The sequence below is a fragment of the Enterovibrio paralichthyis genome, from assembly GCF_019209835.1.
Classification (GTDB): Bacteria; Pseudomonadota; Gammaproteobacteria; order Enterobacterales; family Vibrionaceae; genus Enterovibrio; species Enterovibrio paralichthyis.
Genome location: NZ_JAHUTS010000006.1, coordinates 47,641 through 61,860, shown reverse-complemented (window position 1 = coordinate 61,860; position 14,220 = coordinate 47,641). Strand labels below are relative to the sequence as shown.

Annotated in this window: 9 protein-coding genes; 6 read left to right on the top strand and 3 right to left on the bottom strand. The window is 48.7% G+C overall.

The window, feature by feature from the left end; all coding sequences use genetic code 11:
* Positions 1-206 precede the first annotated feature (206 nt).
* Complete coding sequence (asnA, locus tag KU854_RS09280; RefSeq protein ID WP_218358218.1) at positions 207-1,214, bottom strand: aspartate--ammonia ligase; 1,008 nt, start codon at positions 1,212-1,214, stop codon at positions 207-209.
* A gap of 335 nt (positions 1,215-1,549) precedes the next feature.
* Between asnA and KU854_RS09275 the strand changes: the two genes are divergently transcribed.
* Together KU854_RS09275 and rimO are read left to right on the top strand one after the other, a co-directional pair.
* The gene (locus tag KU854_RS09275) at positions 1,550-2,812 is read left to right on the top strand and encodes an HD domain-containing phosphohydrolase (RefSeq protein ID WP_218358217.1); all 1,263 of its coding nucleotides are present in this window, start codon (positions 1,550-1,552) and stop codon (positions 2,810-2,812) included.
* 213 nt (positions 2,813-3,025) lie between these two features.
* On the top strand, positions 3,026-4,441 hold the full coding sequence (gene rimO / locus KU854_RS09270) for a 30S ribosomal protein S12 methylthiotransferase RimO (RefSeq protein WP_218358216.1): 1,416 nt from the start codon (positions 3,026-3,028) through the stop codon (positions 4,439-4,441).
* Between the two features lie 82 nt (positions 4,442-4,523).
* Here the strand turns inward: rimO and KU854_RS09265 are convergent, their stop codons facing one another.
* Entirely contained in the window at positions 4,524-4,811 is a 288-nt protein-coding gene (locus tag KU854_RS09265; protein ID WP_218358215.1) for a hypothetical protein, read from the bottom strand.
* Positions 4,812-4,933: 122 nt separating this feature from the next.
* Between KU854_RS09265 and gcvA the strand changes: the two genes are divergently transcribed.
* A complete protein-coding gene (gene gcvA / locus KU854_RS09260) occupies positions 4,934-5,857 on the top strand; it encodes a transcriptional regulator GcvA (RefSeq protein WP_218358214.1) in 924 nt (307 codons plus the stop codon).
* Positions 5,858-6,516: 659 nt separating this feature from the next.
* Positions 6,517-7,731 carry an EAL domain-containing response regulator gene (locus KU854_RS09255; RefSeq protein ID WP_218358213.1) on the top strand — a complete coding sequence of 405 codons (1,215 nt, stop codon included), beginning with the start codon at positions 6,517-6,519 and terminating at the stop codon, positions 7,729-7,731.
* A 104-nt stretch (positions 7,732-7,835) separates the two neighbouring features.
* Here the strand turns inward: KU854_RS09255 and KU854_RS25050 are convergent, their stop codons facing one another.
* The gene (locus tag KU854_RS25050) at positions 7,836-11,348 is read right to left on the bottom strand and encodes an alkaline phosphatase (protein WP_218358212.1); all 3,513 of its coding nucleotides are present in this window, start codon (positions 11,346-11,348) and stop codon (positions 7,836-7,838) included.
* A gap of 844 nt (positions 11,349-12,192) precedes the next feature.
* Between KU854_RS25050 and KU854_RS09245 the strand changes: the two genes are divergently transcribed.
* The gene (locus KU854_RS09245; protein WP_218358211.1) at positions 12,193-13,002 is read left to right on the top strand and encodes an MIP/aquaporin family protein; all 810 of its coding nucleotides are present in this window, start codon (positions 12,193-12,195) and stop codon (positions 13,000-13,002) included.
* A gap of 49 nt (positions 13,003-13,051) precedes the next feature.
* A complete protein-coding gene (locus KU854_RS09240; protein WP_218358210.1) occupies positions 13,052-14,134 on the top strand; it encodes a glycerol dehydrogenase in 1,083 nt (360 codons plus the stop codon).
* Positions 14,135-14,220 lie beyond the last annotated feature (86 nt).

The following is a 14,220-nucleotide window of genomic DNA, read 5'->3' as shown; positions in this document are numbered from 1 at the left end:
TTATCTCGTTTTTGAGGATTTTGGAAGGGTTGGGATTTACAACGGGTGTTATTTCCCGGCTAACCTGAACTCGGGCATCTTCGTTTTTTTGTGTGTACAGAGTATGGGTGAGCGGAGAAGCTATCGCCAACCGGCGCAGGGAAAAGAAAAGGCTCCTTTGGGAGAGGAGCCTTTACGGAAATCACCGGCGTGATAGTACCGACTGATTACAGTAGAACAATCTGGTTGCGGGTACATTCATCAATCATTTCATCCGGCCAGATGGAGGACTGCACTTCACCGATGTGTGCTTTTTGCAGGAAGAACATGCAAATGCGCGACTGTCCGATACCGCCACCGATGGTGTACGGCAGGGATTTGTTGAGTACGCTGCGGTGGAATGGCAAGGTGGCACGATCTTCACACCCGGCGATGTTCAACTGGGCTTGCAGGCTATCTTCGCAGACACGGATGCCCATAGAGGAAAGCTCCAGTGCGCTGTCCAGCACCGGGTTCCAGAACAGCAAGTCACCATTCAGGTTCCAGTCGTCGTAGTCCGGCGCGCGGCCGTCGTGGCGCTCACCATTGGACAGTACATGGCCAATGTTTTGTATAAACACCGCGCCATACTCCTTACAAATCGCGTTCTCGCGCTCTTTAGCGGTGAGATCCGGATACTTTTGCAGCAGGGCTTCAGAGGTAATAAAGGTGACTTTTTCAGGCAGGCGCTTTTTCAGAACCGGATATTCCTGATAGATATAATTTTCGGTCTTCAGGAAGGCGTTGTAGATCTTTTCGACGGTAGCGTGCAGGTAGTCTTCACTGCGCATTGACTTGTCGAGCACCTTTTCCCAGTCCCACTGGTCGACATAGATGGAGTGGATGTTGTCCAACTCTTCATCGCGGCGAATCGCATTCATGTCGGTGTAGAGGCCCTCATCGGTCTCAAAACCATAGCGGCCTAGCGCCATACGCTTCCACTTAGCCAGGGAGTGAACCACTTCAACCTGTGCGCCGTTGTCATCGGCCAGGTCAAAACTGACAGGGCGTTCGGTGCCATTCAGGTTGTCGTTGAGGCCAGTTTCCGGCTTAACAAACAGTGGCGCTGAAACGCGGGTTAGGTACAACTCATACGCCAGTGCGTATTCGAAATAGTCTTTAAGCTTTTTGATCGCGACTTCAGTGTCACGGAGGCCAAGCAGCGGCTGGTAATCTGCGGGAATGGTCAGTTGCATGGTAAATCCTTTTATTTTTCTTTCCTGCCAATACCTTACGCGACCACAGCAAGAGCGTCCAGTCTCCCCTTGGTGTTATTTTACGAATAAAAAAGGCTGCGCGATCGATGGCTGCTTTTCGACGATGGCTTTGGGTGGATAAAAACTGTACGCGGAGTGTGTTTTTCCGGGCACTCTTTGGGAGTAGGTCACCTTGGAATAAAACTACGATTTACTTAACTCACTGAGATAGCAACGTTAATTTGAAAATCTTCATGTGCAACTTGTGGCAAAGCTGAGCTTTGTAACTAAGCTTAAAGGTATCAATAAAAACGACTTTTTTGGGATTGAAGCTGATGTCTGCCACGGTTACTGCTTTAGATACCACTGTATTGGAAGTGGATATGCGCCACACGCTTTTGTTGTTTGCCAAAGCACTCGATTACGTCGGTGTGGATGACTGCCATCATGGACACCGTGTCGCCTACATCAGCGCATGTTGTGCTGAAAAATTGGGGTGGGATCCGGTAAAAGTGCAGAAAAGTTTCTTTTCGGGCTTTATCCATGACTGTGGTGTGTCGAAAAGCCGTGAACATCTGGATTTACTAGCGGAAATGGCACCGGAGACCGCAGGTGCCCATTGTGAGCGCGGCTACACCGCTTTGATGCAGTGCTCAATCCTGCATGCTTTCAGCAACATTGTCCGCTTCCACCACACCCATTGGGAAGAGTTGGTGCAGCAGGATATTCCTGAGGATGATCGTGACGTTGCGGCTCTGGTGTTCCTGGCAGACCGCGTCGATTTCCTCCGTGCAGGCTCAGTTGCGGGTCTCCAGGATGATCTGGTCACCCTGCACAAAGTATCTATCGGCGAGAGTATTCGTGCTAAAGCGGGCACTATGTTTTGCCCAGAAATGGTGGAGGTCATGTGTGAGCTTATCGATACTGATGGCTTTTGGTTCAAGATGGATGTGAACCATATTGAAATGATGGCCCAGTCATTTGACGCGGATGAATGGTACAACCAAAAGTTGTCCATTGAGCAAATTACAGAGGTGGCGACCTTCCTTGCCAAGATTGTGGATGCGAAAAGCCCTTTTACCTACGAGCATTCCATTCGGGTGGCACAACTGGCGCACTACCTAGGTGGCAAGATGCATCTGCCCAGCCAGACCCGCGATCTCCTGTATGTGGCGGGGCTAGTGCATGATATCGGTAAACTCAGAACGCCGGATGAACTGCTGAACAAGCCCGCCGCCCTTACACCGGAGGAGTACACCTACGTTAAACGCCACACCATAGATACGGAATTCGCCCTGAACAAAGTGTTCCCAAACTCTAAAATTTGCGAATGGGCATCAAACCATCATGAGTTTATTGATGGCTCGGGCTATCCCTATCAGAAAAAGGGTGATCTCTTGGATGTGCCTTCGCGCATTATTACGTTCTGCGATGTCTATCAGGCGCTCTCACAAGACAGGCCCTACCGTGGTCGTATGACCATGGAAGAGAAAATGGAAATCATCTCCAAGATGGTGACACAGCGTAAACTTGATAAAGAAGTATTCCGCCATGCGATTGAAAATCTGGATGAGTTTGATGAGATTGCCTGTGGGTAATAAAACGTCGCGACGTAATTGAAACAAAACCGCCACACCATTGTTGTGGCGGTTTTGTTTGGGTCACAGCTTCTTGATTTTCCTTTCCCTATCTTGCCCAACCTTTCCGTGAGCTATTCCACAACTTGAGGTAGTGTCGGCCACACAGCGAAGGTATAATCGCCGGCTAATTACGCTGTTCCCCCGAATAGCAGCATATGATGAGCAAAGAAGATGACTGTCGAAACCTATACGCCAAATAAAACAACGACGTTAGAAACGGCGAAAAAGACCATCGCGGAGCAAAGTGAAAGCCGCGACGCAACTGCCACTTCGGGCGGTAACAAAATTGGATTTGTGTCACTGGGTTGCCCCAAAAACCTTGTGGATTCCGAGCGCATTCTTACCCAACTTCGTACCGAAGGGTACGAGATTGTGAATTCTTACCACGACTCTGATGTTGTCATCGTCAACACCTGTGGTTTTATTGACAGTGCGGTTCAGGAGTCTCTGGACACCATTGGTGAAGCGCTGAAAGAAAACGGCAAAGTGATCGTGACAGGCTGTTTGGGCGCACGCGAAGATGAAATCCGCGAAGTGCACCCAGGTGTTCTGGGTATCACTGGCCCACACGCATACGAGAACGTGCTTGAGCATGTTCATCAGTTCGCGCCGAAGCCACAGCACAACCCGTTTACCAGTCTGGTACCGGATCACGGCGTAAAACTGACGCCGAAACACTACGCCTACCTGAAGATATCGGAAGGCTGTAACCACCGTTGTACTTTCTGCATCATCCCTTCAATGCGTGGTGATTTGGTGAGTCGTCCTGTGGGTGAAGTGCTGAGCGAAGCAGAACGCCTGAAAAATGCAGGCGTGAAAGAGCTGCTGGTGATCAGCCAAGACACCAGCGCTTACGGCGTTGACACCAAACACAGCACAGGTTTTGCCAACGGTATGCCTGTTCGCCAGAATCTGACGGCGCTGAGCAGCGAGTTGGGCAAAATGGGCATTTGGGTGCGTCTGCACTACGTTTACCCATACCCACATGTTGATGACGTGATCCCACTGATGGCGGAAGGCAAAATCCTGCCTTACCTGGACATTCCATTCCAGCATGCGAGCCCTCGCGTTCTGAAGGCAATGAAACGTCCGGGCAAAGCTGAGCGCACCCTTGAGCAAATCAAGAAATGGCGCGAGATGTGTCCTGAGCTGGTCATTCGCTCAACCTTCATTGTGGGCTTCCCAGGTGAAACCGAAGAAGATTTCCATATCCTGCTGGATTGGCTGAAAGAAGCGCAGTTGGATCGCGTGGGCTGCTTCAAGTACTCACCGGTGGAAGGCGCAGCAGCGAACGACATCGAAGACCAGATCCCAGAAGATGTGAAGCAGGATCGTTACGACCGCTTTATGCAGCTTCAACAGGAAATCAGCGCAGCGAAACTGCAAAAACGCATCGGCACCACCATGAAGGTACTGATCGATGAAGTGGACGAAGAAGGCGCAATTGGCCGTACCTACGCGGACGCTCCGGAAATCGACGGCGTGGTTTACCTGAACGAAGAATTCAACGTGAAAGCGGGTGATATCGTAGATGTTGCGATTGAACACGCTGACGAATACGACCTTTGGGGTGCTGTGGTTCGTTAATTTCAACGGGACTGACATCGTTTTCGAAAAGGGCTGGTGAACAGCCCTTTTTGTTGCCTGCCATTTTTGTTTTCACACTCCATCAGCGGCGTGTACCGGCTAGCCAGCCTACCTGTTGTCTTGGTCGGTTCGAGTAGAACTGGATCTGCCTCGTTTCCTCTGGGTTGAAACCCAAATCTTTCAGGATATATTCCGGATAGTCAGCCAACTGTCGGTAGAGCTTCTGTTGCGCTTTATGCAGGCGATACGCTTTGTAATGCTCGATAAATCCTTCTACCGCCTTCCAAATCATCCGGCTTAGGGCGAAATGTGTTTCCCGGCTCTGTTCGTATGGTGCGACCAGCAATGTGTGTTGGTTATCTTTTCGCATTGTCATGCCTCCTGGTGACCTTGGTAACGATCAAGTTTTGCTTAATCTTTGCTCAATCATGGGCTAGGATTTTCTGAGCGACAAACGAGGTTTCACAACGGATGGGTTAGATAATCTAAGTTATGGAAGGATCATTCCCCCCACTGAATGCACTGCGGGCATTCGAGAGCACGGCTCGGCAACTGAGTATCAAAAAGGCGGCGGAAGAGTTGCATGTAACCCCGGCGGCGGTCAGCCAGCAAATAAAAACGCTGGAAAGTTTCCTTGAGATCGAATTGTTTGAGCGAAAGGTCAGGGCAATTGCGCTGACGGACGCAGGCGAACAGCTGTTTCCTTTTATGGAAGAGGGATTTGCCAAACTGGAAGAAGGGATTAACCAACTACGGCGGCAACGTTACAGCAATGAGCTGGTGGTCAGTGTTTCACCGACGTTTGCGGCGAAATGGTTGTTGCCAAGGCTGGGACGTTTTTATCAGCAGTTTCCGGAATACCGGTTGCGTGTGGATGCGTGCGAGTCTTTGGTGAATTTCCGTCATGATGGCGTTGATGTGGCGCTACGCTACGGCGGCGGGAATTACGCCAATCTCTACAGCGAAATATTGCTGCCAGAAGTTGTCGTCCCAGTTTGCAGTCCTGCGCTTTTGCAAGGCAAAAACCCGATACGTACACCTTCAGATTTGCGCCACCATATGTTGCTCCGGTCAGACTGGCAGACAAGCCAACCGCAGGCTCCGTGTTGGGGAATGTGGCTTCGTGCCGCCGGTGTTGAAGATATCGACAGCACCCGCGGCCACCAGTTTTCCAGTGAAGCGCTGGCAATGCAGGCGGCCATCGAAGGACAGGGAGTCGCGTTGACATCCACAGCCTTGGCAGATTTGGATGTTGAGGCGGGGCGGTTAGTGTTTCCGTTTGGACGCAAGCACAATCAGAAAGTGGCATTTGGGTATTTCTTTGTCTGCCCTGAATCGCATTTGCGGGTAAAAAAGGTTCAAGCATTCAAGCGCTGGATAACGGCTGAGTTAAGTGATTCCGAAACCAGTGGGTAATCATTGATGCGTGGTACCACTTCTGGCGTCGCTGGGTATTATCCATTTATCTCTTGCAGTGATTTTAATACCAGCGTTGGCTTGCTTTAAATGGTCTTGTTCGGGATTTGGTTCATTTCTCTGGATATAAATACCTCAATAAGTCACCAGATTGATATTTGTGTCATTATATTTTCAAATAGGAACCAAGCTCTCATTGTTGTGTAAATTACCCCCTTGTAAATCAAGTTATTTGATATCGCATTTGACCAAGGTTTGATGTGTGTTAGGTGGTGTATTAATTTTGATACATAAATTCGCAGGTTATTATATAAGCGATGTTTCATGTAAAGCTTGGTTAATATTAAAAATGTTGCATATAAAATAAATATTTATATAAATCAAAGTCATAATGGTATCTTGGTGTGTGTTTCTTATTTGTGTGACGTTAATAATGGAATGTGTATGGATTAAATCTAATGGGTATTCTATTAATATTATTTGTAATTACTGAATCTTAAGGGAATTGAGCTAAAGCTTTCAGTTTTACGAGGTGTTTATTCATTAGAGTTAGCTAATTTATGCAACGTGTATCAGTGTAGGCATGGATTATAAATGTCGCTGATTGTTGCTTGTTGTCTTTGCTAGGGATCTATCAACATTCAATAGGAAAAGTGTTAATGAATGGCGTTAATAAAACTAAAAATATCGCTGTCGTTGATAATTCTGTATCTGTTTTAATGCTTATCAAACAAATGATGTCTAGGTTGGGATACGAAAATGTCACCTGCTTTTCGTGTCCCCAGGAAGCATTGAAGGAAATCAATTACGATATTTCTAGGTTTGATGCAGTGTTTACCAATTTGGGCATGCCGGATATTGACGGTATGTGTGTGATCCGTGAACTGGGGAAAATGAGTTATCGCGGTGCAGTATGCATTATTTCAGATCTTGAAAACCGGGTAACTGAATTGGCGGCTGAAATTGCCAAGCTCCAGTGGGTCTACCTTTTGGGCAGCATTGCCAAACCCATTACCCTTGAAGCCTTGGGAGATATACTCACCAAACTTCATAAAATTGAAGACAAAATCGAATGCCAGACGTCAGCCCTGTCACGCGACGCCTTGATGCGTTGCATTATTAACGATCAGGTACTGCCTTATTATCAGCCCAAAGTGAATCTCATTAGCCGGCGGGTTGAAAGTGTCGAGGTGTTGGCGCGGATTGACGACGGCGTCCGGCCTGTTATTTATCCCAGTTGTTTTATCCCCACGGCGATAAAATATGACCTCGTCGACCTTATCACCACTGCGATTGCCGAGAAAACGGCATCGGATATGGAAAAGTTGTCGGAGATTTTCAGCGAAGACGTTGAGGTCAGCATTAACCTTTCAGCCAAGCAGCTGGACGACTTGAATGTACCACAACGCCTTGAAGGGCTATTTCGCAATAAGAAGGTGCAGCGTTCGCGAATTACCGTTGAAATTACCGAAGAATCGTCGCTGAGTTCGCCGGAACAGTTGGAGTCACTTAACCGTTTCAGGATGCAGGGTTTTGGTGTCTCGCTCGATGACTTCGGTACAGGCTTTGCCAATTTCCAGCACCTGCGGTACTTACCCTTTACGGAAGTGAAAGTGGATCGATCTCTGGTCAGTAAAATCCATGCTGATCACTTCAGTCAGGCCATATTGAGATCACTGGTGGATTTCTCTGCAGAGACCGGATGCCGGGTTGTTGCTGAAGGGGTGGAGCTGGAAGAAGAGTTTGAATATCTGGCAACCCATTACCCTTCTATTTATGCACAGGGCTATTTTATCTGTAAGCCAAGACACATTGGGGAACTCAAAAGCTGGTATCAGCAGTGGAAGATGAAGCATACCGTGGTTGCCCTCTGAAAATCGATACGGCAACGGCGGAGGCAGGCGCTGTTAAGGTTTGCCTTGCAAAGAAAAAACGGCTCATGACGAGCCGTTTTTATTATGCGGGAGAGGTTTCCCTGTTAAGTGAAATCAAACAGGTCTGTGGTGACCATGTCGACATCCACGTTTTCCAGTGTGATAGTTGCCGCACCGTCATTAACAGAAACCACGGTGTTTGCTCCGCTCTGCCAGAACAGCAGCATGTCTGCGCTGGTAGCGAGTGAGCTGTCAATCTGGATGCTGTCTTCAGCAAGGTTGAAGTCGGTGATCACATCGGAGCCTGACTGGCTGTCGAAGAAGAAGACATCCGCGCCTTTTCCGCCAGTCAGGGTGTCGTAACCTTCCCCGCCATGAAGGAAGTCTGCGCCGTCATCACCTTTCAGGATGTCATTGCCCTCGCCGCCTTCCAGCACGTCATCGCCCTGGTTACCTTCGAGAATGTCATTTCCGGCACCACCATAGAGCAGGTCGTTACCGGTGTTGCTGCCATCAGTCTGTTCAGCATAGCCAAATTCCAGTTGGACGGTGGCGGTATTGCCGTCAGCATCAACAAGGAAGTAACTGCCATCTTCGGTCTGGACGATCACCGGTGGAGTCATGTCGTTTTCAATGCCAGTGACATTGAGCTGGAACACCAGTTCGCCGTTGGCATCGATGGTGTAGAGGTCAACGCCTTCGGCGGCATTTGGCATGACAAACACAGGCTCACCGTCGACATACCCAGCAGAAGACATGTAAGCGCCTTTACCTTCGACCGTGTCGGTCAGAGTCAGTGTGCCGGCTTCGCTGACTGCAAACACGGAAGCATAGCCACTGCCGCTGGAGGAGGTGATTGCATAGACCGCGCCTGCTGCCGTTTGGTAGAAGGTGACAGAGTTATTGCTGCCCGCGGAAGATGCTTGTGTATCAACCAGCGTGAGATCGCCGGTAACGCGGTTAACGCTGTAGAGATTCACGCTGCCATGGCCACTAGATGCCACAAAAGTCTGGCTGCCAATTGAAACGATATCAATGCCAGAGACCAGATCCCCTGCTGCTACTGACGTACCGGTTTCCGCGATTTTGCCGGTTTCAGGGTCATAGGTCAGAATATCAATGCGGTCATTCTGGGTGCGGGTGGCGTAGATGTATTCAGTCCCGTCGTTGGCTTCAAACAAGACGTTTTCACGCACGATGCCACCGCGCAGCCAGGTTTGGGAGCCGCCAAAGTTAGACAGGCCACCATCAAGGGAGAGTGTGCCATCGTCTGAGATATGCCAGGTCGTAATAGAGCCGCTGTTCTGTGAGGTCAGGAACAAAGTTGCTACGCCATCCACATAGGCCATGTTGGACTGCGACAGGCCATTACCCATAGAACCTACTGAAAGCCCTGCATCTGTGACCTGCTGGGTAATATCACCGTCTGAGGTGGTAGTGACAGTTTTGCTGCCATTGTCGAAGGTGATGCGGTCAGTCTCCGTCAGCGTACCGTCGTTTTCCACCCGTGCAATGATGGTGGTGCCGCTGTAGCCAAATTGAGTCGTAACCACATACGGCGTGCCATTGATATCAATGGTTGTTGTTGTCCAGCCGCCGTTGGCTTCGTTGGCGACTGCGTCGTCAGCATTGATCTCGTTGATCGCTGATGCTGTGCCATTGTCCCCCACAAGACGGTCGTTACCATCGCCACCATAGATCTGGTCGTTGTCGCCGTTACCGAACAGAAGATCGTCCCCAGCGCCACCTTCCATCAAGTCATCACCGTTACCACCAAACAACTGGTCGTTGACGTTGTTGCCAAACAGCTCATCCACTGCCAGCTTGACGGTGGCGGCATTGCCATCGGCATCGACCAGGAAGTAGCTGCCGTCGGCCGTTTGGACAATCACCGGTGGCGTGTTGTCATTTTGCAGGTCAGTAATTGTAGTGCGAAGCTCCAGCTGACCATTTTCATCGATAGTGAAAAGATCCACGCCTTCGGTTGCATTAGGCATCACAAACACAGGCTGGCCTTCTACATAACCGGCAGAAGACATGTAAGCGCCGCCGCCTGAAACTGTGTCTGTCAGGGTCAGCGAACCGTCTGCACCCAGTTTAAACACGGATGCGTAGTCGCCACCGCTGCTGGACGTGATCGCATACGTGGTGCCGTCTGCTGTTTGGTAGAAGTTGACCGAGTTGCCACTGCCATTGGTGACCGATTCAACATCGACAGCGGTGAGGTCGCCCGTGTTTTCATTCACTTCGTAGAGGTGGACGCTGGCGTTACCGCTCGCGACGGCAAAGGTTTTTCCATAGGCTTCGATAATGTCGATGCTTGATGCGATATCACCGGCAGCGACAGATTTTCCGGTTTCCGCCATTGCGCCGGTTGCCGGGTCATAGGTCAGGATATCAACGCGGTCGAAGAAAGGACGGGTTACATACACGTACTCACTGCCATCATTGGCTTCGAAGGTGACATTCTCGCGGATAATGCCGTCGCGCAGCCACGTTTGCGAACCACCAAAGTTAGACAGGCCACCTTCGAGTGAAAGCTCGCCATCGGCGGAAATGCTGAACGTGGTGATTGAACCGCTGTTTTGTGAGGTAAGGAAAAGAGTAGGCTGCCCATCGACCATTGAGATATTGGAGTGATGCAAGCCGTTGCCCAGCGCATTCACAGACAGACCTGCATCCTGGATTTGCCCAGTGATATCGCCACCGGATGTGGAGGTGACGGTTTTGGTGCTGTTGTCGAAGAAAATGCGGTCAGTTTCGGTCAGGGTACCGTCTGTTTCTACGCGGGAAATGATGGTGGTGCCGCTGTAGCCAAATTGGGTGGTCACCACGTATGGTACACCATCAATGGTCACTGTGGTGGTTGTCCAGCCACTGTTGGACGCGCTCTCTACCGCAGGGCCATCTGCTTCGAGTTTCACGCCGCTTGAGCTGCCAGAGCCGGTACCCACGTTGGGATCTGTGCCATCGTCACCCACGAGGTGGTCGTTGCCGTCACCGCCTAGCAGGATGTCGTTGTCGTAACCGCCATCGAGGTAGTCATTACCGACGCCACCGCGCAACGTGTCGTTGCCCTTGTCACCGTAAAGGAAGTCTGCGCCATCCTGTCCCCATAGTGAATCGTCGTCATCGCCGCCGTGAATGGTGTCAGAGCCTTGTCCACCCCAAAGAACGTCATTGCCTTCGTCACCGTTGATGGTGTCATCGCCCTGATCGCCAAACAGCACATCATTGCCTTCGCCGCCGTGCAGTGTGTCATTGTCATTGCCGCCATGGGCTTTGTCGTTGCCAGTGCCACCGTAAATGGTGTCTACACCATCGTCACCAAACAGCTGATCGTTGCCGCTGCCGCCTTCAACGCGATCATCGCCACTGTCGCCAAAAAGTACATCGTCGCCGAATCCGCCGCGTACCCAGTCGTTACCCGCATCACCATGAACGATGTCTGCGTCATCACCACCAATCACGGTGTCGTCGCCATCACCGCCGTATACATAGTCAGTGTCGCCGTCAGCCTGAATGTAATCGTTGCCGCCATATCCATAAATTACATCCACACCAATGGTGCCGCGTAGCGTATCGTCGTCTTCTGTTCCATGAATAATATTGGTCACTTCTTTGTCCTCATGTTGAGCTGTGTTGTTTGTTTTTTTATCCACGGGGAGATATTAAGTGTGATTATCAAGGCGGGATATAAATGGCCGTCTTACAAATGGAACACGTTCCATCCGTTGTATATCAGGTTTTTAGAGAAGTATGATGTTCGTATGTATACGGAAAAATACACATGCTGACGGTGGAGGATTAACCTACTGTCTATAAGGGGATATCCATTGTAAAAGTCGGATAGAACTGCATATCTATTCAGTGGTTATCCACTGTATGAAAAAAGAATGAAATTATTTTTTCTCTATCAGCGACATGCGATGGGGTGAAATGTTGCGAATTGGTGGTAAAAACCTGTTTTTGCAAAGTTATTTCGAAATGTTTGTGTGTTAGGTGATGTAAGGCTTTGTTCTTCGTGATCCCGGTTTTACTTAACTCGCTGGGTAAGTGGGGAAATACCTTTCGATTTGATTATAATTACCTTAGATCTCTAACAGCCACTCTGAGTAATGTCGAAAATCAATTTGAAAGAATTGATGTCATTAATTGAAGGTTGCGACTCACTGAGTGCTCCTGGTTCTACTCTCTATATGCGCTTGGCTTCCCTTATCAAACGAGAGTGCAGAATTAAGTATGATGTTAAGAGTTGGGTGGATATTCTTGATTTACTAATCACTTATTTTGATTTTATGACTTCAAATATCTTGATAATAGATAAGGGGATTTTACATATAACTATACTGAAATGTGTATAAATTAATGTGTAGTACTATAGTACCACCACAATAATATTCTCTCCTGTACGCTCTTGTACCTATCGTCACTATTTACAACACGGTAATGGGTGGGTATATGTTAAATTTTAAAAGAGATGATATTTACTATCAATGTATTGCGGAGTTTTGTGGTACAGGGTTACTTGTTTTCTTTGGTGTTGGGTGTGTTGCCGCGGTTGTATTGGCAAATGCGAATCTTGATTTTTGGGGGATAAGCATAACATGGGGATTGGGTGTTTCCATCGCAATTTATTGCAGTAAAGGGGTCTCTGGTGCTCATCTAAACCCTGCTGTCACAATCGCCTTAGCCGCATTTCATGGCTTTGATAAATCGAAGATTATTCCATATATCCTATCCCAACTTTTGGGTGCCTTTTGTGCAGCATGCTTGGTTTACCTTTTGTATTTCAATCTCTTCACTGAATATGAAACTGCGCATCAGATAATTCGCGGTTCAGAAAGCGGTCTTTCAACTGCAGCGATATTTTCCACTTATCCTAACCCATCAATTTCTATCGCTGGTGCGTTTTCTGTCGAGTTTTTAATCACTTCGGTTCTAATGTTTACAATATTGGCAGTCTTTGACGAGAATAGTGGGATTAGTAATAGTGCTGTAGGGCCAATCATTATTGGCATTGTTATTGCCGTAATAGGTGGTTCATTAGGTTCGCTGACCGGATTTGCAATGAACCCGGCGAGAGATTTTGGGCCTAAATTGTTCACATTTTTGGCAGGTTGGGATTATGTTTCATTGAGTGGTGGTAAAACAATTCCTTACTTTATTATTCCTATTGTTGCAACGATTTCAGGTGCATGTTTTAGCGCGTGGATTTATCCAAAAATTGCAGGAAATTACCTGTCAAGAAATAGAGTTAAATCCACTTAAATAGTACTGAGTAGTAAGTGTGTAATATAACCCCAACAAGGAGTTTATGATGGAAAGGATAATTATTAGTCCTGGAAAATACATTCAAGGTCCAGATGCTATTGGCAATCTCGCTCAATATGTTGAAAAGATTGGCAGTCATCCGCTCGTGCTTGCTGACGAAACCGTTCAACAGATAGTTGTAGAGCCAGTGTCGCAGAGCTTTTCTGCTTTGAATATGTCTTACAGCATCGAAACCTTTTGCGGCGAATGTTCCCGCCCGGAAATTGAGCGTCTTACTGATCTCTGTCGGAGCGGTGGTCATGACATAGTTATTGGTATCGGTGGAGGCAAGACACTTGATACCGCCAAGGCAACTGCGTTTTACCATAACGTTCCCGTCGTCATTGTTCCGACACTTGCGTCAACGGATGCACCCACAAGTGCATTATCCGTCATTTACACACCTGAGGGGGAGTTCAGTGAATACTTGCTTTTACCCTCAAACCCTAACATGGTCATTATGGATACCAATATTGTTGCGGGCGCACCTGTCCGGCTTCTGGTTGCGGGGATGGGGGATGCGTTATCAACCTATTTTGAAGCCCGGGCAAACAGTATCTCCGGTGGACAAACCATGGCAGGGGGTGTGCCAACAGCTTCTGCGCTAGCATTGGCAAAGCTCTGTTACGAGACGCTTCTCGCCGATGGCCTCAAAGCCAAGATCTCCGCCATTAACCACTTAAGTTCTACTGCCCTTGATAATGTCATTGAGGCGAATACTTACCTAAGCGGAATCGGCTTTGAGAGTGGTGGGTTGGCAGCAGCCCACGCGGTACATAATGGCTTGACGCATGTGGAGGAGTTTCACCATCTCTACCACGGTGAAAAAGTAGCATTTGGAACGCTGGTCCTGTTAGTGCTGGAAAATGCGCCTATGGATGAGATCCAGACAGTCCTGAATTTCTGTAAGGAGGTCGGGCTTCCTACAAACCTTCATCAGATGGGAATGAAAGAGCTGGATAATGAAAAACTCCTGCGGGTAGCTGAAGCATCCTGTGCTGAGGGAGAAACTATCCATAACATGCCATTCCCTGTGACACCATCGGCTGTACTTTCAGCGATCTACAGTGCACACACTCTGGGATTGTAAAACCGGTAAACTTGTTAAGTGCCTCCCTGCTTTGCTTTTGGAGCAGGGAGGCTTGGTTCTGTCATTCTCACCAAGATACCTGCGGT